This is a genomic window from Citrobacter braakii (genome assembly GCF_002075345.1).
GTDB lineage: Bacteria > Pseudomonadota > Gammaproteobacteria > Enterobacterales > Enterobacteriaceae > Citrobacter > Citrobacter braakii.
The window spans coordinates 285902-304640 of sequence record NZ_NAEW01000006.1 but is presented as its reverse complement, the minus strand read 5'-3'; the positions used below and the strand labels follow the sequence as shown (position 1 = coordinate 304640).

At 51.5% G+C, this 18739-nt stretch carries 17 protein-coding genes; 5 read left to right on the top strand and 12 right to left on the bottom strand.

Features of this window, described 5'->3' with window-relative positions:
* Positions 1–67 precede the first annotated feature (67 nt).
* From mdtM to BZK42_RS15520, 3 genes are all read right to left on the bottom strand, one after another.
* Positions 68–1309, bottom strand: a complete 1242-nt coding sequence (mdtM, locus tag BZK42_RS15530; RefSeq protein ID WP_080859421.1) for a multidrug efflux MFS transporter MdtM — start codon at positions 1307–1309, stop codon at positions 68–70.
* Between the two features lie 323 nt (positions 1310–1632).
* Positions 1633–2283: a LysE family translocator gene (locus BZK42_RS15525; protein WP_080859419.1), complete on the bottom strand. Its 651-nt coding sequence runs from the start codon at positions 2281–2283 to the stop codon at positions 1633–1635.
* Between the two features lie 48 nt (positions 2284–2331).
* Positions 2332–3147, bottom strand: a complete 816-nt coding sequence (locus BZK42_RS15520) for an AraC family transcriptional regulator (RefSeq protein ID WP_080859418.1) — start codon at positions 3145–3147, stop codon at positions 2332–2334.
* Between the two features lie 230 nt (positions 3148–3377).
* Here BZK42_RS15520 and BZK42_RS15510 point away from each other — a divergent pair, with 230 nt between their 5' ends.
* Positions 3378–3869 carry an Rpn family recombination-promoting nuclease/putative transposase gene (locus BZK42_RS15510; RefSeq protein ID WP_046275090.1) on the top strand — a complete coding sequence of 164 codons (492 nt, stop codon included), beginning with the start codon at positions 3378–3380 and terminating at the stop codon, positions 3867–3869.
* A 51-nt stretch (positions 3870–3920) separates the two neighbouring features.
* Here BZK42_RS15510 and BZK42_RS15505 read toward each other — a convergent pair whose 3' ends face one another.
* Positions 3921–5333 (bottom strand): aminotransferase-like domain-containing protein, encoded by a 1413-nt coding sequence (locus BZK42_RS15505; RefSeq protein WP_080859416.1) that lies wholly within the window; start codon positions 5331–5333, stop codon positions 3921–3923.
* 177 nt (positions 5334–5510) lie between these two features.
* Between BZK42_RS15505 and BZK42_RS15500 the strand changes: the two genes are divergently transcribed.
* Together BZK42_RS15500 and BZK42_RS15495 are read left to right on the top strand one after the other, a co-directional pair.
* Entirely contained in the window at positions 5511–5675 is a 165-nt protein-coding gene (locus BZK42_RS15500) for a DUF1127 domain-containing protein (protein WP_080859414.1), read from the top strand.
* A 170-nt stretch (positions 5676–5845) separates the two neighbouring features.
* Positions 5846–7216, top strand: coding sequence for a hypothetical protein (locus BZK42_RS15495; RefSeq protein WP_095715659.1), 1371 nt, complete (start codon positions 5846–5848; stop codon positions 7214–7216).
* Positions 7217–7469: 253 nt separating this feature from the next.
* On the opposite strand, the gene yjiA is transcribed toward BZK42_RS15495, so the two are convergent.
* The 4 genes from yjiA to BZK42_RS15475 all read right to left on the bottom strand — a co-directional run bounded on the left by yjiA (position 7470) and on the right by BZK42_RS15475 (position 11665).
* Positions 7470–8426 (bottom strand): GTPase, encoded by a 957-nt coding sequence (yjiA, locus tag BZK42_RS15490; protein WP_053389311.1) that lies wholly within the window; start codon positions 8424–8426, stop codon positions 7470–7472.
* 12 nt (positions 8427–8438) lie between these two features.
* On the bottom strand, positions 8439–8633 hold the full coding sequence (locus BZK42_RS15485) for a YbdD/YjiX family protein (protein WP_003830038.1): 195 nt from the start codon (positions 8631–8633) through the stop codon (positions 8439–8441).
* A gap of 49 nt (positions 8634–8682) precedes the next feature.
* Positions 8683–10833 (bottom strand): pyruvate/proton symporter BtsT, encoded by a 2151-nt coding sequence (gene btsT / locus BZK42_RS15480; RefSeq protein ID WP_003830033.1) that lies wholly within the window; start codon positions 10831–10833, stop codon positions 8683–8685.
* Positions 10834–11122: 289 nt separating this feature from the next.
* On the bottom strand, positions 11123–11665 hold the full coding sequence (locus BZK42_RS15475; RefSeq protein ID WP_016151578.1) for a hypothetical protein: 543 nt from the start codon (positions 11663–11665) through the stop codon (positions 11123–11125).
* A 191-nt stretch (positions 11666–11856) separates the two neighbouring features.
* On the opposite strand from BZK42_RS15475, the gene tsr reads away from it, so the two are divergent.
* Entirely contained in the window at positions 11857–13518 is a 1662-nt protein-coding gene (tsr, locus tag BZK42_RS15470) for a methyl-accepting chemotaxis protein (RefSeq protein WP_075847906.1), read from the top strand.
* 60 nt (positions 13519–13578) lie between these two features.
* On the opposite strand, the gene BZK42_RS15465 is transcribed toward tsr, so the two are convergent.
* The 4 genes from BZK42_RS15465 to BZK42_RS15450 form a co-directional block, all read right to left on the bottom strand.
* On the bottom strand, positions 13579–14856 hold the full coding sequence (locus tag BZK42_RS15465; protein ID WP_080859411.1) for a TRAP transporter large permease: 1278 nt from the start codon (positions 14854–14856) through the stop codon (positions 13579–13581).
* A complete protein-coding gene (locus BZK42_RS15460) occupies positions 14847–15326 on the bottom strand; it encodes a TRAP transporter small permease (protein WP_080859410.1) in 480 nt (159 codons plus the stop codon). The genes BZK42_RS15465 and BZK42_RS15460 overlap by 10 nt, the downstream gene beginning before the upstream one ends.
* A 122-nt stretch (positions 15327–15448) precedes the next feature.
* Positions 15449–16456, bottom strand: a complete 1008-nt coding sequence (locus BZK42_RS15455) for a C4-dicarboxylate TRAP transporter substrate-binding protein (RefSeq protein ID WP_228522537.1) — start codon at positions 16454–16456, stop codon at positions 15449–15451.
* 212 nt (positions 16457–16668) lie between these two features.
* Positions 16669–17571 carry a GntR family transcriptional regulator gene (locus BZK42_RS15450; RefSeq protein WP_080859408.1) on the bottom strand — a complete coding sequence of 301 codons (903 nt, stop codon included), beginning with the start codon at positions 17569–17571 and terminating at the stop codon, positions 16669–16671.
* Between the two features lie 137 nt (positions 17572–17708).
* On the opposite strand from BZK42_RS15450, the gene BZK42_RS15445 reads away from it, so the two are divergent.
* A complete protein-coding gene (locus BZK42_RS15445) occupies positions 17709–18731 on the top strand; it encodes a zinc-binding alcohol dehydrogenase family protein (RefSeq protein ID WP_080859458.1) in 1023 nt (340 codons plus the stop codon).
* Positions 18732–18739: the final 8 nt, after the last annotated feature.

Here is an 18739-nt window from a genome sequence, read left to right as displayed (position 1 = left end):
GCGCAAGCGCCCTATCCGGCCTATCACTACGACATAGGCCGGATAAGCGTCAGTGCCATCCGGCAGGTTAGTTTTCAGTGGCTAACGTTGTTGTTTCATGCTGGCGAACCCGCTTCAGTAAGCCTGCCAGGGTAAAGACGACAGCAATACCCGCCGCAACCGCCAGCAGATGAAACGAAATCCTGCCGCCGTTAAACCACAGCCAACGTCCGATTTCGACAGAAACCGCCATCACCGTCAGGATGACCATATTCAGCGACGCCGAGACCGTACCCTTCGGTAAGTTGTTGGAAAACAGCGTAAAGCGGAACAGCGTCGGAAAGATCATACCAATGCCAAACGCATACAGGCTGGTTCCCAGCACCGACCACAGCCAGACGTGCGGCCACAGCAAATTGCCGACAATCAGCACCGCCAGTCCGCTCAGTTGAATGGGGGCCGCCCGCCAGATAAAGCGTGGCTGGGTTGGATCCTTCACAAAACGAACAACCACCATATTGGCGACGATCACCGCGCCAAACACCGGTGCCTGCGCCCAGGCGAACTCTGATGTGCTCATACCGCCAGCGTCGATCAGGATCACCGGCGAGACCGCCACCCAGCTCATCATCGGGATATAGCTTAGCGACAGCGTGGCTGCGCCAAACAAGAACACCCGGTTACGGAAAACGTCGCGGAAATCACGCAGTACGCCGCGTGCACTGAACGGCACCGCGCCGCGCTTAACGGTTTCCGGCATTGCTAACGCTAGCCCTATCAGGGCGATAAGCCCCATGGCGGCGATAATGGCGAACAGGACCTTCCAGTGTACAAAGTGCATCAGCGCTGCGCCGGAGAGCGGGCCGATAACTGGCGCAACCAGCACAATGGAGGTGATTATCGCCATTAACTTAATGGCCTTCGTTTGCCCAAACGCCTCCTGCACCGTGACATAGCCAACGGTAGCGATAAAGCAGATGCTGGTGCCCTGTACAAATCGGGCGACCAGAAATTGCGTCATTGAGGTGGTCAATAGCGTGGCAGCGCAGGCGAGCGTAAAGATTAACGCCCCCGCAATCAGCACCGGTCGACGGCCAATCCGGTCGGAGAGCGGTCCCAGCAGCCATTGCAGCGCCATGCCGCCAGCCAGATAGAGGCTCACCGCAGCGGGGGCCAGGCTGACGTCGGCGTTGAAATCACGCACCACATTGATGATGCCTGGCTGGATCAGGTCCGTCGACAGATAAGCGGCGAAGTCATATAAAATCAACGCGACAGGAAAAAATAGCGTCGTGGTGCGTTGGGAGAAAAACGCGAGAATCCGTTGCATAAAACAGCTCCTTTTCGGGAGAAAACCCTCAACGGGAATAGCGAAATTCAATACCGTCTTTGAGACGTCAGACCGATGACAGAAAAAAGCAGACTGCAAATGTACTGAATTTCATGTAATCAAAAACGCTGCCTGCGCGAGGCGCAAACAGGAGAAACGTTTTCAGACTCGAGTCAGAAAACGTAACGATTACAGGTAACAATCAGCACATCGCACCTCGGGAAGAATTGGTTGAATGGATAATAGCCACCCAAAGTGTAATGCGGATTGGATATTAATTAAACGAGTTTATCCGCTTTATTTGCAGAAAATCGTCACGCTTATCAGAAAGTGACGCTCTGCAGAAACCGCAGCGCGATCGCACTGCCGAAGATGATCAATACGCCGCCGGCGATACGCTCGATCCACAATATCCTTCTGGTTAACCGTCGCTGGATCTGCGGTAAGCCGATGAACATCACGATCAGCAGATCCCAGAACAACACCACGCTGGTCATCCAGATCCCGCTCATGGTTTGTTGCAGCAGCGTCACCGACGGGCCGAGCAGGGCGGTCATCAGCGCCAGATAGAACAGCGCATTTTTTGGGTTGAGCAGCGATGAACCTAATCCCAGCAGCAGCTGTTTACCAAATCCTGGACAGGTAGACTGGGCGTCTGCTCCGGTCAGGGTTTGCGGGCGGCTGCGTATAAGCAGGCTGCCAATCCATAATAAATAGAGCGCGCCCAGCAGCTCAATAACCGTAAACAGCAGGGGAAGCTGGCGCAGAATCCCCCAACCAATAATCGCCAGCAGAATATACAGCCCGTTGCCAATGGCGATCCCCACGCACAGTCCGGCGCTGCCGCGCATCCGGTAACGTACGGCGTAACCGACCAGTAAAAAGAAGTCCGGCCCTGGGCTGAGTAGTGCAACAAAATGCGCCAGCGCCAGCGCGGGAAAAGCAGACGGAAAAAGTTCAGCAAGCAGCGACATAGCGACCTCAGAAAATGAATCAGAGATCAGCGTACGCCTGACGCAACGCTAATTATTGTCTGATATTGATCGTCCCAGTGCGTACTGGCGCGGTGTGGCTGCTGTGTAGCGAACAAAGGTGCGATGGAAATGGCTCTGGTCGGCAAACCCGCTCTGATAGCCGACATCGACAATCTCGTCCCCGGCCCGTAGCCGCTGACGGGCATAGTCAATCCGCATGATGTTCAGATAATTTCCCGGCGTCAGCCCGGTGTCCTGCTTAAAGGTCCGAATCAGCGTCTCTTTACGCATGTGACACTCATCTGCCAGCTCATCCAGCGAGGGTGGGGAGTGCAGACTGGACTGCAACCGCTCGCGCAGATACTGGCTGGTGACGCTTAGGTTTTCCGGTGTTATCGACTGCAATGGCAGCGAGCGCAGCAATGCTTGTGCGGCATCAGTTATCTGCGTCGTTTGCCGTTGCGGCATGAGCGCCACAAGGTGCATGTAGCACTGGAATAATTGCGGATCGCGGATAACAGGAGTGCACGTGCTAAGCCGTTGATTGCTGTTCTGCGCAGGCAGATGGGTAAGACACCACCGGGCATCAAGATAAAGCATGTGATAGCTGCGAAATTCCCCGTTGACGGGATTACAGCTGTGAGGTGCCAGTGGTGGGATCACAATGAGATCGCCCACCTTCAGATGGTATTCCTTGTCATCGCACAGGCAGCAGGTTCCTCCCTCGAGAATTGCCCCAATCGAGAGCTGAGAGTGGTGATGGCGCTTATAGGCCTGCTGACTTTGCCAGGTGCTGCGAAGCTCCAGCCACGGCAGTTGCTCATCACGCCAGAACGATTGTGGAATATCCCGGGTATGCGTCACATAGTGTCCTCCATGAAAGTGATGACTTGTTATAGCACAGGCCCTGCGGTGAAAAAGCGGGAATGTGCATTGAAGTCGTGATTTTGCGTGATGCGTTCCAGACAAATGCAGACGTTACAAAGGGGCGTTTTTATCCCGGAAATCGCCTCGCAAAGAGAGAAAGTTACAGGTGAGGGTGTGGTTTACCAGCGCTACAGTCACGGCATCTTATTTCCAGGTGATGGATCGCCATGAACAAAGTACCGACTTCCACCCCGCATGATGCGGTCTTTAAAACGTTTTTGCGCCACCCTGAGACAGCTCGGGATTTTCTACAAATACATCTTCCCGCTTCGCTGCGCGAACTTATGGGGCTGGTCGAGAAAATTGTTTCCCTGCTACTTACCGGACTGACTAATGACAGCCAGATAAAGACGCTGTTTAATTATATTTTACGAACTGGCGATGCACCTCGATTCAGTGAGTTTATTCGTGAGGTTGCCGAACGTTCACCGCAGCATAAGGAGCACTTGATGACGATCGCCGACAGATTGCATGAGGCAGGGCTACAAAAAGGCAGGCTGGAAGGGGTACAGGAAGGGCGACAAGAAGGGCTTATAGAAGGGCGACTTGATGAGGCGCTCCGTATTGCCCACACCATGCTGGCAGACGGTATTGATATCTGCACGGTACAAAAAATTACCCGGCTTTCCGCAGAAGATATTCAGGGTTTAAGTCATTAGATATGAGTTAAATCGCATAATCGTCTGGCCGAAATCACCGGGCGGTCCGGTTTACTCTATCGCCATCTTTACCGCCTCGCCGAGCTTTTGCATCACTTCCTGATGCTTCTCGTTTGGCGGTAACGCGCAGTTGATGCGTACGCAGTTGCGATACTTTCCGGAAGCGGAGAACAGCGATCCCGGTGCGACCTGGATTTTCAGGCGACAGAGCTGCTTAGCGACGCAGACCATATCGACCTGGAGCGGCAGCTCGACCCACAGCATAAAGCCGCCTTTCGGTCGGGTGACGCAGATCCCGCAGGGAAAATATTCCCGTACCCAGCAGGTGTAGATCTCCATATTACGCTGATAAATCTGGCGCATACGCCGGATATGCCGATGGTAATGACCTTCGCGCACAAAGGAGGCTGCTGCCAACTGCGTAGCGGGAACGTTAGTACCAATGACGGCGTACTTCATATGTAGCAGTTTGTTGTAATAGCGACCGGGAACCACCCAACCCACGCGCAGTCCGGGGGCTACGGATTTGGTAAACGAACTGCAGAGTATTACCCGGCCGTCACTGTCCCAGGAGTGGATCGTACGCGGGCGCGGATACTCTGTGGCCAGTTCGCCATACACATCATCTTCAAAAATGACGATGTCGTGACGCTGGGCGAGGGCGAGCACCGCCCGCTTACGCGCATCCGGCATAATGAACCCGAGAGGGTTGTTGCAGTTGGGAACCAGCAGCACGCCTTTGATCGGCCACTGATCCAGCGCCAGCTCCAGCGCTTCAATGCTGATCCCGGTATCCGGATCGGTTGGGATCTCAATCACCTTGATCCCCAGGCCGCGCAGTAGCTGCATTGTGCCGTAGTAGGTGGGGGATTCAACGGCGACAATGTCCCCTGGCTGACAAACCGCCAGCAGCGCCAGCGACATTCCGCTCTGGCTCCCGTTGGTTATCACAATATCATCGGCGTTGAGGAGTGAACCGCTGTCCAGCATCAGACGGGCGATCTGCTGGCGCAGATCCTGGCTGCCGGGAAGCTTGTCGTACCCCAGCACTGCCTTCAGGTTATACTGCACTACGCGGCTGAGTTCGCGCCAGAGCGGTTTCAGGCTCGGTTGACTGACATCTGGTGCGCCGCTGCTGAAGGGGATCACAGATTTATCGCTATGCCCTTTTAGCATATCCAGCACCAGATCCCACTGCGTTATCTCGACCGGACGCTGCACCGGGCGTGACATCGGCGGTACGGGCGGCAGCGCTTTTTGCGGCGCGACAAAATAACCGGAACGCGGCTGCGGGGTGATCAGTTGCCGCTGTTCCAGCATCTGATACGCCTGCTGGACGGTGCTGATACTGACCCCGTGCTCCTGACTCAGGTTACGTACCGAAGGCAGTTTTTCGCCATGGCGATACAACCCCTGCTCAATGCGTTCGGCCAGCAGATTGGCCAGATGTTGATAACGCGTCATGCTGTATCCCTCATGGGTATCATACAGATTAAAAAACCAGTACAGATTGGCGTGAAAAAAGCGATGCAGAACTCTTTTTAACCAATCTGTATGTTAAATAAAAGTACTTTGTGAGTCTGTATTGCTTAGGGCCAAATCCGTGAAGATAAAGCCTCAGACAAGGCGGGGAGGCAAGGTATGGAATTTCATGAGAATAAAGCAAAGCAGCCATTTATTGGGTTTGTTCTGATCTGGCGGGCATATAAGGGGTGGCGGTTACGGGCGCAAACGCGGCGCGTATTGCAACAGATGAGTAATGAGCGGCTGCGGGACGTCGGGCTGCGACGCGATCAGGTGGAGTGAATCGTTGCTAATTTACAGATGTCTGGAGCGGGTTGAGATGTTTTTTCAACCTGCTCATTAAAAAATACCACTTGCGAATGATTTACCAGAATAAGACAAGACGATCTTATGACATAAAAGGGTTTATTCAACGCTTAACCTTACCTTAGAGTCGTAGGGGGAATGCGGAAATGAAAATAAAAATTACGCGGGGTTTATATTTTGTATTGATGTCTGGTGCCGTAATGATGGCGGCGAGTTGTACTAGTAATAAACCGGGAGTGGTAGCGCAAGAGTGGTCAAAAAATACCAGCCAGTTGGGGATTTATCCGCTATATCCACCAAGGGAACGCTTCTTCCCCGGAGATATTTATATTGTCCCGATTGCTGGCGACAAAACGATAAATCGCTTACCTGCAGAGTATTATATGATCAGACCGTTGCGCTACGATCACGTAGATATGAGCAAAGAACTGAGTAATGAACAGCAGGTCATAGAATTGCCGCTGACGGGAACAATGTCTGATGGCAAGGGAGGAAAGAGCATACCTGAACCTTTCTACCCCTATCCCGAAAGCAAAAAGCGTATTAATGGTGTTGTGGCATTTCCTGGTTTTACATTTGCGTCCTCAACTGAAGGGGCTTTAGGTATCAATGTTCCGACAGGAGCATGGGGCATAACTGGTGAGGCCGGAGGAAAAGCGAATTATACTGTCTCATATTCGGTACCTAATGCTGAAATGATCAGCATCGATCTGCGGCGTGCTTTGCAAAAGTATCGTGAGTATCGACATTCATTATCAATTAATAATATTTACGATCTTTATTATCTGCAAGAGGTGATGAACGCCAGAATTAATGGGTTGCGTTCGCGTAATTCACAATATAGAGATCTAAAACCGGGTATTGTTTTTGTAACAGATGTCTATTATACCAGACGTATTAATGTTTCAATCACGTCTGATAAAGGATTTAGCATGCAGGGCTCGGCAACGGTTGCCAGGCTGGTAGAATTATCAAAACAAGCACAGGATATTGAAAATGAACTGGTGAAAATTAAACCCTCTGTCGGTGCCAGTAGCAGCAGTGGAGGCTCCAGTGGCTCTGCACCAGAGAACCAAAATGGGCAGTCGTTACAGGCCCAGCTTGCTGCTCTGCAAAAATCTATGTATCAACTGGCGCAGTCAATGACACCTTCTGCCCCCGGAGCTTCGGGAACCGTCACCAGCGTTTCCAGTATGGGAGTTTCAATGGTACAAACATTCCCACATCCGATAGCCATTGGCTACAGTGCGATAAGCAGCAGTGTTAGTGGGTTTATCGCGTTTAACCCATTGTTTATTCCGGCAGTAGAGGCCTCCACACCGTTGCATGAACCCTCTGTACTGGATACTACTGCGGAAAGGCCGCCGTCTGTGAAGCCTGCGGCACAAAAGCAGACGGTAATTGCAAAACCAACAATGCATCGTGACCTGACAGGCCAAGGAGAGGTGGCGCATCCTTTCAAAGGTAAGAGCAATATTCCGCTCGACGTAAATACGCTGACGGATCTTCCTGAGTAAATGCGGTTCAGGTCGATATTAACGTAGATGCCGTCTTCCCGTAAGGTGACAATGCTGCCGATGTTTTTTCTGGTGCGACGGATTCTGAACTGTTGTGCAGTGTTGCGGTTTGTGATTACCGATTGAGTAGGGGATGAGTGCCGGATGGCGGCTGCGCCTTAATGCCATTTTGTGCGAAGCGATGCTGCGCGAGCAAAATAAGAAATAGTGAGTTGATGCCCGATGAGTGCCATCGGGCAATCCAGAATGAGGGTTACTTCTTCAATCCCGCAAACGCGGCTCGGATCTCGTCTTCCGGCAGGTTAATGCCGATAAACACCAGCAGGCTGTGCGGTTGTTCGTCGCCCCACGGGCGATCCCAGTCGGCGCTGTACAGACGCTGAACGCCCTGGAACAGCAGGCGGTTTGGCTCGTCTTCAATCCACAGCATGCCTTTGTAGCGCAGCAACTTCTCGGCGGATTCCAGCAGCAGATTTTCCATTACCCGCGACACGTCACTGATGTTTACCGGGTAATCCAGCTCGACGACGATCGAGGAGATATCATTTTGCTTATCGGCGATAAAGTGGAAGCGTGGTTTGGCGCTGACCACGTTCTCCTCGAGCATGAAACCGTTGGTATCGAACAGCAGGGAGAGGTCGATATCACCATGCGTGACGGTATACACCGGGGCGCGGGCGTTGATGCGCGCCAGGCGCTCACGCAGTTTCTCGCTTTCACCCGCCACGTCGGTTTTGGTCAGTAGAATGCGGTCAGCGTAGCCCACCTGCGACTGGGCGATGGTGAACTGGTTCATCTGATCGTCGGCATGTACCGCGTCAACCAGCGCAATCACACCGTCCAACAGGTAGCGTTCGCAAATCACTTCATGGGAGAAAAAGGTCTGGATAATCGGGCCGGGGTCAGCCATGCCGGTGCACTCGATCACCAAACGGTCGAAATGGATGGCGCCTTTATCGAGGTTGTCGAGCAGATCTAACAGTGCGTCTTCCAGCTCACTGGAGCGTGTACAGCAAATGCAGCCGTTGGTCAGGGTTTTGATCTGCGTGGCGCGGTCGCCAATCAGCTGATCGTCCACCGAGACTTCGCCGAATTCGTTTTCGATAACGGCAATCTTATAGCCGTGCTGCTCGTTGAGAATATGGCGCAGCAGGGTGGTTTTACCCGCGCCAAGAAAACCGGTGAGTAGGGTAACTGCAATCGGGGTCATTCATTTCTCCTTCTAACAGCAACTGCTTCCGCCGCTACCGTAGCGGGCTTCCTGGCGCTCGCGGAAGAATTCTTCGTAGGTCATGTACGGCTTATCGGGATGGTTGGTCTTCATGTGCTCGACGTAGTTGTCGTAGTCCGGAATGCCAATCAGCATCTTTGCCGCCTGACCGAGGTATTTTTTTGCCTGACCTAAAGTACCAAACATAAACAATCCTGATAAGCGAAAAGCCCCGCCGAAGCGGGGCTGAATACGGTTAGTGATGTGAAGAGGTCTTCACGCCGCCTTCCGGCACCGGTACATACGGCGTCTCTTTATCAGAGCGACCGTTGATGGCGCGGGCTTTCTGCCAGGTACGGAACCCGTAGAAAATGATGCTGTACACCACCACCAGGAACAGAATACTCAGGCCTGCGTTGGTGTAGTTGTTGACGACGATGTGGTTCATGTTGGCAATCTGCTGAGCGGTCAGTTCGCCGCCGTTAGCAATCTTCTCTTTGTACTGATTCGCCATGAAGAAGAAGCCTTCCATCTGCGGGTTGGTGCTGAACAGTTTCAGACCCAGCGCCCAGGTGGTGCAGATAAGCAGCCATACTGCCGGAACAACGGTAACCCAGATATATTTGGTGCGCTGCATTTTAACCAGTACCACGGTGCCCAGAACCAGTGCCACGGCAGCCAGCATCTGGTTAGAGATACCGAACAGCGGCCACAGGCTCTTAACGCCGCCCAGCGGGTCAACAACGCCTTGATACAGCAGGTAACCCCACAGGCCTACGCAGCCCGCAGTACCGATGATACCCGCAACCAGAGAGTCGGTTTTCTTCAGGAACGGAACGAAGTTCCCCAGTAAATCCTGCAGCATAAAGCGGCCAGAACGGGTACCGGCATCCAGTGCGGTCAGGATGAACAGTGCTTCAAACAGAATACCGAAGTGGTACCAGAAGCCCATATCAGCCATTGGCAGCACTTTGTGGAACACGTGAGCGATACCAACGGCCAGCGTCGGCGCGCCACCTGCGCGGTTCAGAACGGACGGTTCACCGATGTCTTTCGCGGTCTGCAGGATCTGCTCAGGCGAAATGACGAAGCCCCAGGAGCTGACGGTCGCCGCCGCATGTGCGGTTACGTCTTTCAACTGCGCCATAATCAGCGGGGCGTTCTCGCCGCTCATTTCATGCAGGTTCGGCATGGTGATGCCAAGGCCTGCTGGCGGGGTGTTCATTGCGAAGTACAGACCCGGTTCGATGATGGACGCGGCAACCAGCGCCATAATCGCCACGAAGGATTCCATCAGCATGGCGCCGTAACCGATAAAGCGCGCGTCGGTTTCACAGGCCAGCAGCTTCGGTGTGGTACCAGAAGCGATCAGCGCGTGGAAGCCAGAGACCGCACCACACGCGATGGTGATGAACAGGAACGGGAACAGAGCGCCTTTCCACAGCGGACCAGTACCATCAACGTACTGAGTCATCGCCGGCATTTTCAGTTCCGGGTTGAGGATAACAATCCCCACCGCCAGACCGACGATAACGCCGATTTTCAGGAAGGTAGCCAGATAGTCGCGCGGCGCGAGGATCAGCCATACCGGCAGCAGCGCAGAGATAAACGCGTAGCCGATCAGGGTAAAGGTAATGGTGGTGTCTTTAAAGGTCAGCGCCGGGCCCCAGTACGGGTCGTGAGCAATCACGCCGCCGAAGTAGATGGACGCAACTAGCAGCACAATACCAATCACCGACACTTCGCCCACACGACCCGGTCGCAGGAATCGCATGTAGATCCCCATGAATAGCGCGATAGGTACGGTTGAGCAGACGGTGAACACACCCCACGGGCTTTCAGCCAGCGCTTTCACCACGATCAGCGCCAGTACCGCAAGGATGATGATCATGATTAAGAAGCAGCCGAACAGCGCAATGGTTCCCGGGATCGGGCCCATCTCTTCTTTGATCATCTCACCCAGCGATGCGCCGTTACGGCGTGAAGAGATAAACAGCACCATGAAGTCCTGCACCGCACCGGCCAGCACGACACCCGCCAGCAGCCACAGCGTACCGGGCAGATAGCCCATCTGCGCGGCCAGTACCGGCCCAACCAGCGGACCTGCACCTGCGATAGCGGCAAAGTGGTGGCCAAACAATACGTTACGGTTGGTTGGAACGTAGTTCAGACCGTCATTGTTGATGACCGCCGGCGTGGCACGCGTCGGGTCAAGTTTCATCACCTTTTGGGCGATGTACAGACTGTAGTAACGATAGGCCACCAGATAAACAGAAACTGAGGCGACCACGATCCACAGGGCACTGATGTGCTCACCCCGACGTAATGCCACTACCGAGAGGCAGAATGCACCGATGATTCCGAGAATCACCCAGGGTATGTGCTTGAATATCTTTTTCGTATCCATAGTAAAACCTGGTATCTAATTAATAATTGGCCGAAGCCGTGTGGGTTTGATCTTGTGTTTGAGGAGGTAAATTGACTGCTATGTTGGGGGGATCTTGCCAGAGAAATACGCGCGTAAAGTAAGGTAAATAAGTGAGCGGTTGTATGTCAGCTTAAGCGGTCCCAAGTGTCAGTGAGCGGTAAGTAATGGGGGTGAGTGGGGGAATTTATGTGATTGAGATCACGGCATTATAGCGTTCGCCCATCTACATGCCGTGTTTTCCAACTGATGAAGCATCTCACTGAGATACTTAGATCACGATATAACAGTAAGGCGTTTGTTCGATGTCTTTAAGCAGCACATGTTTCTTACGTGATTTAGTCAGGTAATATTTTTCATCCAGATAATAGTCAATCAGTTCATCGAGGCGCTCTTTGTCTATGCGGGGTGTTACTCCTAACGTCCAGAAGCTACGTAGCTCTAATTCCGAACGTTTGATTTTTGCGCTTTTAACCAAATCCGCAATCATATTTCTGACGCAGCTTGTCGGATCCTGGTTCTGCTTGAGCTCAAGCGCAATGTAGCTGTCCTGCGTCCAGCCTTTTTTCCGCAATAAGAAATCTGCACGCACAGACAAACGCTGTGGATTTTTCCGCAGATCGCAAGCGAGGGTCTGTTCACGCCACCATTCATGACCTGTCGAAGCTAACAGATTGGCAAATTCTATCTGCATCCACACTTCCCAACCGGAGATGTTGTACTGATCGATGATATTGAGCTTTTGACGAACATCTTCACGTTCAAAAAAGTGGTGTGCGAGAGTGGATAGGTGATCAAAATCGCGATTCAACATAGAAGCATCCTTTTCTTAAAAAACGGGAATCCTACACCTAAGGCGCAACAGAACGACAAATTTTTTGCGTAATTTGTCATAGGGAACGGGATTTAATGTGAAAACGATAATTCTGTGGCAATTGCTGACACCATAAAGTTTTCTCTTTCCAGGCCGAAAACCAGAGTATCTGTCTAGCGGAAAGAGAAAACATGTTAAAACGAATGAAGATTGTTACCAGCTTACTGCTGGTATTGGCGCTATTTGGCCTTTTACAGCTCGCCTCCGGCGGCTTGTTTTTTAACTCACTTAAGAATGACAAAGAGAACTTTACCGTTCTGCAAACCATTCGCCAGCAGCAGTCTGCGCTTAACGCCACCTGGGTTGAGCTGCTGCAAACGCGTAATACCCTGAACCGGGCGGGTATTCGCTACATGATGGATCAGAGCAATATCGGCAGCGGTGCGACCGTTGCTGAGCTGATGCAGGTAGCCAGCACGGCGCTGAAACTGACGGAAAAAAACTGGGCGATTTACGAGTCGCTCCCGCGCGATCCGCGTCAAAGTGAAGCCGCGTTCCAGGAGATCAACCGCACCTATGACATCTATCACGGCGCGCTGGCGGAGCTGATCCAGTTACTGGGTGACGGCAAGATCAATGCGTTCTTTGATCAACCCACGCAGAGCTATCAGGATGGTTTTGAGAAGACATACATCAACTACATGCAGCAGAACGATCGCCTGTATGACATTGCGGTAGCAGATAACAACAGCTCTTACAGCCAGGCGATGTGGGTACTGGTCTGCGTGCTGATTACCGTACTGGCGGCAATTATTGCGGTCTGGTTCGGCATCAAACTGACTCTTATCTCCCCAATGAACCGTCTGATCGACAGCATTCGTCATATCGCCAGCGGCGACCTGGTGAAGCGTATTGAGGTGGAAGGTTCCAACGAGATTGGCCAACTGGCGGAAAGTCTGCGTCATATGCAGGGTGAGCTGATGAACACCGTGGGTGATGTGCGTAACGGTGCCAACGCGATTTATAGCGGGGCCAGCGAGATTGCGATGGGCAACAACGATCTCTCCTCGCGTACCGAGCAGCAGGCTGCATCTCTGGAAGAAACCGCAGCCAGCATGGAACAACTGACGGCGACCGTGAAGCAGAACGCCGAAAACGCGCGTCAGGCTAGCCATCTGGCCCTGAGCGCTTCTGAAACCGCGCAGAAAGGCGGCAAAGTGGTGGATAACGTGGTGCAAACCATGCGCGACATCGCTTCCAGTTCGCAGAAAATCGCCGACATTATCAGCGTCATCGACGGCATTGCCTTCCAGACTAACATTCTGGCGCTCAACGCCGCGGTAGAAGCTGCGCGTGCGGGTGAGCAGGGCCGTGGTTTTGCGGTGGTTGCGGGTGAAGTTCGTAATCTGGCCCAGCGTAGTGCGCAGGCCGCGCGCGAGATCAAGAGCCTGATTGAAGATTCGGTCAGCCGTGTGGATGTGGGTTCAACGCTGGTAGAAAGCGCTGGTGAAACCATGGATGAGATCGTCAATGCGGTAACCCGCGTGACCGATATCATGGGTGAAATTGCCTCTGCTTCTGATGAACAGAGCCGCGGTATCGACCAGGTCGGTCTGGCCGTTGCAGAGATGGATCGTGTGACGCAGCAGAACGCCTCGCTGGTGGAGGAATCCGCCGCCGCCGCTGCGGCGCTGGAAGAGCAGGCCAGCCGTCTGACCCAGGCCGTTGCCGTGTTCCGTATTCAGCATGACCAACAGCGCGCGCGTGACGTTGCTGCCGCTAAACCGGTTTCAACGGTCCAGCCGCGAAAAGCTGCGGTAACGGATTCCGGGGATAACTGGGAAACGTTCTAAGAGCCAGGCCCATCAGGCGATTTTTGCGCTCACTCTGTGTGCCCTCTGCTGAGGGCACTTTTACAAACTGGGTAAAAAAGTGGTGAGGGCCGGAATAAACGTCACCATCAAGAGTACGACCAGGAGCGCAATAAATAACGGTATCACTTCGCGAATAAATTCTGAAATTTTGGTTCCGGTGATCGACGTTGCCACAAACATAACCGTACCCATAGGCGGTGTCAGGCATCCCACGGCTAAATTTAGGATCATCATGACACCAAATTGAATAGGATCGATTCCCAGCATTTTTACTGTGGGCATCAGGAGCGGCACTAGGACGATAATCGCCGCATTCCCTTCGATGAACATACCAAGAAATAACAGTACTGCATTAACGATCAGAAGAAACAGGTAAGGATTATCTGAGAATCCTGTCATCAGGACAGCAACATTCTGCGCAATTTGCTCATTGGTCAAAATCCATGCTAATGCAGAACAGGTCATAATGATGAGCATTACGCTTGCCGTTGAGCGTGCTGTTTCCAGTACAGAAGCAACGATATCTTTTAAGGTCATTTCCCGATAGAAAAGGGTTCCGACGATAATGACAAAAAGTACGGCGATAGCACCCGCTTCTGTCGGTGTGAATATACCAAAACGAATCCCGCCAATAATCACCAGGATAAGTACCAGCGCTGATGTTGCGCCTTTTCCCGCCTCCCAAAGTTCACGGACGGTTGGGCCGTGGCTTCTCGCGGGCAAATAACCGCGCTTTTTCGATATCAGGTAGATGGCAGTCATCAATGCGACACAGCACAGTAGGCCGGGAATAATCGCCGCCATAAACATCTTGCCGATAGAAACATCGGCGACAAAGCCATAAATAATTAAAGCAATGCCAGGGGGAATAATCGGCGTTATTAACGATCCTGCGGCCGTTACTGCGGTAGAGAATCCTTTGCTGTATCCCAGTTTCGTCATTTCGGGTACCAGCATTTTTGACAACATCGCACAGTCGGCGAGGTTTGAGGCTGATAGCCCTCCCATCATGGTACTCAGCAGGACGTTGGATTGCGCCAGTCCGCCAGGGTAATGACCTGAGAGAACTCCCGTAAACTTTAACATCCGGTGAGTAATTCCCGTATAGTTGAGGAGATTACCCAGCAGAATGAAAAAGGGAATTGCCAATAGCGTGACGTTTTCACCTGCGCCGATGATGCGCTGAATCGCAATTAAGGGCGATATATCACCTGCCATGAAGAAATAAATCAGAATCGCAACCAGAACGCTGATGAAAATTGGCGTGTTCAATATGAACAGAAATAGTAAAACAATACAGGCAATGGCTACTGACATGCGACCTCCCTGTTTTTCATTTTTTTAATATCTTGCCAAAGATGTTGTAGACAGAAAATGACCATGATCCCAGCTCCGGTTGGCACGGCAAAGTCAATGTATAAATAAGAAACCCCGAGGATAGGGGTTATCTTATCCTCTGCGATTAAAGACAGCTCATAGCCCAAATAACCGAATGTAGATAGCGCTATAATAGAAATAATGTGCGTGAAGAGGGTGCAGATAAGCTGTAATTTTTCGGGTAGCATTGCAGTTAATGCATCGATACTCACATGCATACGCAACCGCATGGCAGAAGCGGCACCTAACATAATGAGCCATATATAACAAATAATGAGTACTTCTTCTCCCCAGATTAGCGGAGAGTTTAGCAACCAGCGCATGAAAACGGCCAGGATTGTTATCAATACAATTCCGCTGGTTGCAACACCGGCTAATATATCGCTAAATCTGTTGAAAAAACCGAACATAGCAATTCCTTTAAAATGACATGTTTATCAGATAGGCGCGGTATCTCTTCGACCGCCTCTCTGTCAGTTTTATCCCGGTTCTTTGGGGGGTGCGCAGGTGATAAACCTGCGCAACCTGACGGTTATTTAGCAATGATTTCTTGCGTTTTCTCGTATAGAGCGGGGGTCCATTCCGGAAATTTCGTGTAGAAAGATTTTGAAGCGTTGCGGAATAACGTGCGATCGACTTCAACAACGGTAACACCCTCGTTTTTCATTTTTTCTATCAGGCTCTTCTCTTCTTTCAGGACCAGATTTGTCAGATACTGACCTGCTTTATTACCCGAGTCGATCAACGCGATTTGAATGTCAGGTGGCAGCTTTTTGTATGTGCGACTTCCCATGACCAGATTCGTCACATTTTCGACATGCCCTGTCAGGATAAGGTATTTGGCCGCTTCATAGTGTTTTTGTCCATATAACACGGGAATTGGATTTTCTGCGCCATCAATAATTTTTAAATTTAACGAGGTATAAACTTCTGCCAGTGGGAGTGGCGTTGGCGTTGCGCCCATCGCTTTCATCCCTTCAATCTGAATACGGTTATTCGGTACCCGGATTTTCAGCCCTTGCAGATCTTCCGGCTTATTAACCATTTTGTTGGTTAACATGTGACGGGAACCATATAACCAGTCTTTCGTGATGATATGGAGTCCCTTCGCATCCAGTTTGCTTTCCAAATCCTTGTACCAGTCCGACTGATTCAACTTGAAAATATCCTGGTAATCATTACCCAGATAAGGGCCAAACATGATGCCGAAATCCGGCACATAGTCAGAGAAGAAGGCACCATCGGCCAAGGTTATCAACGGGCTTCCCAGCTTCATTTGTTCAATTACATCTTTCTTCGAACCTAACTGAGAGCTGGGGTAAGGGACTAATTCACCTTTTCCGGCAGTTTGTTCACTGAACAGGCGCGCCCATTCATGAATGGCTTGATCAAAAGGTTCTCCTGGGTTGTTTTCATAAGCGACTTTTAATGTATATTCAGCCGCGGCAAAGGCAGAACCCGTAAGGGAGGCTGTTGCGATTATTGAACCCATTGCAAATGCCAGTAACTTATTTCCTTTTTTTATCATTTTACTCATCATTGCTCTCCAGTTTCGTGGGAACTGCGGAATTAATTCACATTACGATAGGGGAATGATAGTCCGGTCAGGTTGATGCTTATTTTGTTATACTGCCCAACTCGCAGGTCTATTTTCTATGTGAAGATTTAGAGCCTATTATCTCATCACCACCAGGTGGCGTTTTTTGGGTGATTTTGTGGTAGTGGTAATGCTTTATTGTTTTTAATCGGTATTTAACCAGAGGTATTAATCGAGTGAACCATGGTCTGTCTGGCTGTTTGCAGATGTTGGCGTAAAGCGGTGGTGGCACCAAAATCATTACGGCAGATTAACGCGCTAAGAATGGTCATATGCTCATTGACCGCAATAATATTCCTCTGTTTAAGATCGCTTTCATCCCATTGATAATGAAAATGAAAAATAACCGAGATAATCTCCAGCGACTGGTCAAAGAAAACATTTTCTGCCGCGCTCAGCAGTAGCGTGTGAAACTCTCTGTCCAGTGAGGAAAACATACGATAGTTGTCACCAATCGTGTCTCGCAGGGTGCGATGATGGTCAAGAAGATCGCGGGCTTTCTGCCAGCGAATGTCATCGGCTGGAAGGTTAAGGAAACGTTGTAACGCGTGCGTTTCCAGCATTTCACGCAGTTCGAACAGTTGCTCGGCATAGGTCTGATCAAACTTTTTCATGCTCCACTGACCACGTTTTTCACTTTGGATTAGATTGTAACGTCCAAATTTTAAAAGAAACTCCCGGACAACGACCGGGCTTACGCCAGCCGCGCGGGAAAGCTGTAGTTCGGAGAAACTCTCGCCTGCGCGTAGCTGACGCTGGTTGATCATGGTGAAAAAAGCCTGCTCAAAAATCCGGTTTTGCTCAGTCATGGAGGCGGTGGTACAGGCGAAGCCATCATCATGATCGGGTTTACGGGCAATGACGTAATCGCTGCCGACCTGCGTCAGCACACCGCATTCGCTGAGATGGCTCAGCATGTGGCGTACCGTGGTGCGACTGATGTTGTACATCTCGGCCAGCGCACTTTGCGATGGCAACGGTGAAGGAATATGACCGCGTGCCATATCGTCAATCATCTGGTTAATCACATTGTGACGTAAGTTCTGCGAACGACTCATGGCTCCCTCCTTTTTGAGCATTAAAACCCGATTTAAAACATTTTAATGCGTTGAGTTTCACAAGTTATGTTACCCGTTTATTTTTAGAGGCTTTTTCTAGGATATCTGTTGCAACAGAAAATATGGGAGAGAATATGATGGCAACAATGAATGTCCTGGTGTGTCAGGAACCCAAAAAAATGCACTGGGAAACGCGTGAAATACCTATTCCGGGTGAGGGTGAAGCATTAATAAAAATTAAATCAGTCGGGATTTGCGGTACCGATATTCATGCCTGGGGTGGCAATCAGCCATTTTTCAGCTATCCACGTGTACTGGGGCATGAAATATGTGGGGAAATTGTCGGGCTGGGCAAAAATATACAGAATCTGAAAAATGGTCAGCAGGTGGCGGTTATTCCTTACGTGGCCTGCCAGCAGTGTCCGGCCTGTCTGAGCGGGCGCACTAACTGCTGCGAGAAGATTTCGGTGATTGGCGTGCATCAGGATGGCGGCTTCAGCGAATACCTGTCCGTACCGGTCACCAACCTGTTGGATGCGCAGGGAATTGATCCGCAGGCGGCGGCGCTGATTGAGCCTTATGCCATTAGCGCGCATGCGGTACGCCGGGCGGCGGTGGCTCCGGGTGAGCAGGTGCTGGTGGTTGGTGCCGGTCCGATTGGTCTGGGCGCGGCGGCGATTGCCAAAGCCGATGGCGCACAGGTGGTGGTCGCCGATACCAGTCCGGCTCGCCGGGAGCATGTGGTTTCCCGGTTGGGGCTCCCGGTTATCGATCCGTCTGCTGAAGATTTTGATGCGCAACTGCGTGACCAGTTTGGCGGTTCGCTGGCGCAAAAGGTCATTGATGCCACGGGCAATCAGCATGCGATGAACAACACGGTGAATTTGATTCGCCATGGCGGCAGCATTGTTTTCGTTGGGCTATTCAAAGGCGATTTGCAGTTCTCCGATCCGGAGTTCCACAAGAAAGAGACCACCATGATGGGCAGTCGCAACGCCACACCGGAAGATTTCGCCAAAGTGGGCCGCCTGATGTCGGAAGGCAAACTGACCGCCGACATGATGCTCACGCACCGTTACGCGTTTGCCACACTGGCAGAAATCTACGAACGGGATGTGATTAACAACCGTGAGCTGATTAAAGGCGTGATCACGTTCTGAGAGGGGAA

What these genes read in the sequence shown, in the direction of transcription:
- BZK42_RS15485 (WP_003830038.1), bottom strand. Translation starts at nt 8,633, where the DNA reads ATGTTTGGTACTTTAGGTCAGGCAAAAAAATACCTCGGTCAGGCGGCA.
- BZK42_RS15475 (WP_016151578.1), bottom strand. Translation starts at nt 11,665, where the DNA reads ATGTTGAATCGCGATTTTGATCACCTATCCACTCTCGCACACCACTTT.
- BZK42_RS15525 (WP_080859419.1), bottom strand. Translation starts at nt 2,283, where the DNA reads ATGTCGCTGCTTGCTGAACTTTTTCCGTCTGCTTTTCCCGCGCTGGCG.
- BZK42_RS15455 (WP_228522537.1), bottom strand. Translation starts at nt 16,456, where the DNA reads ATGATGAGTAAAATGATAAAAAAAGGAAATAAGTTACTGGCATTTGCA.
- BZK42_RS15505 (WP_080859416.1), bottom strand. Translation starts at nt 5,333, where the DNA reads ATGACGCGTTATCAACATCTGGCCAATCTGCTGGCCGAACGCATTGAG.
- tsr (WP_075847906.1), top strand. Translation starts at nt 11,857, where the DNA reads ATGTTAAAACGAATGAAGATTGTTACCAGCTTACTGCTGGTATTGGCG.
- BZK42_RS15500 (WP_080859414.1), top strand. Translation starts at nt 5,511, where the DNA reads ATGGAATTTCATGAGAATAAAGCAAAGCAGCCATTTATTGGGTTTGTT.
- mdtM (WP_080859421.1), bottom strand. Translation starts at nt 1,309, where the DNA reads ATGCAACGGATTCTCGCGTTTTTCTCCCAACGCACCACGACGCTATTT.
- BZK42_RS15495 (WP_095715659.1), top strand. Translation starts at nt 5,846, where the DNA reads ATGAAAATAAAAATTACGCGGGGTTTATATTTTGTATTGATGTCTGGT.
- BZK42_RS15445 (WP_080859458.1), top strand. Translation starts at nt 17,709, where the DNA reads ATGGCAACAATGAATGTCCTGGTGTGTCAGGAACCCAAAAAAATGCAC.
- yjiA (WP_053389311.1), bottom strand. Translation starts at nt 8,426, where the DNA reads ATGACCCCGATTGCAGTTACCCTACTCACCGGTTTTCTTGGCGCGGGT.
- BZK42_RS15465 (WP_080859411.1), bottom strand. Translation starts at nt 14,856, where the DNA reads ATGTCAGTAGCCATTGCCTGTATTGTTTTACTATTTCTGTTCATATTG.
- BZK42_RS15510 (WP_046275090.1), top strand. Translation starts at nt 3,378, where the DNA reads ATGAACAAAGTACCGACTTCCACCCCGCATGATGCGGTCTTTAAAACG.
- btsT (WP_003830033.1), bottom strand. Translation starts at nt 10,833, where the DNA reads ATGGATACGAAAAAGATATTCAAGCACATACCCTGGGTGATTCTCGGA.
- BZK42_RS15450 (WP_080859408.1), bottom strand. Translation starts at nt 17,571, where the DNA reads ATGAGTCGTTCGCAGAACTTACGTCACAATGTGATTAACCAGATGATT.
- BZK42_RS15460 (WP_080859410.1), bottom strand. Translation starts at nt 15,326, where the DNA reads ATGTTCGGTTTTTTCAACAGATTTAGCGATATATTAGCCGGTGTTGCA.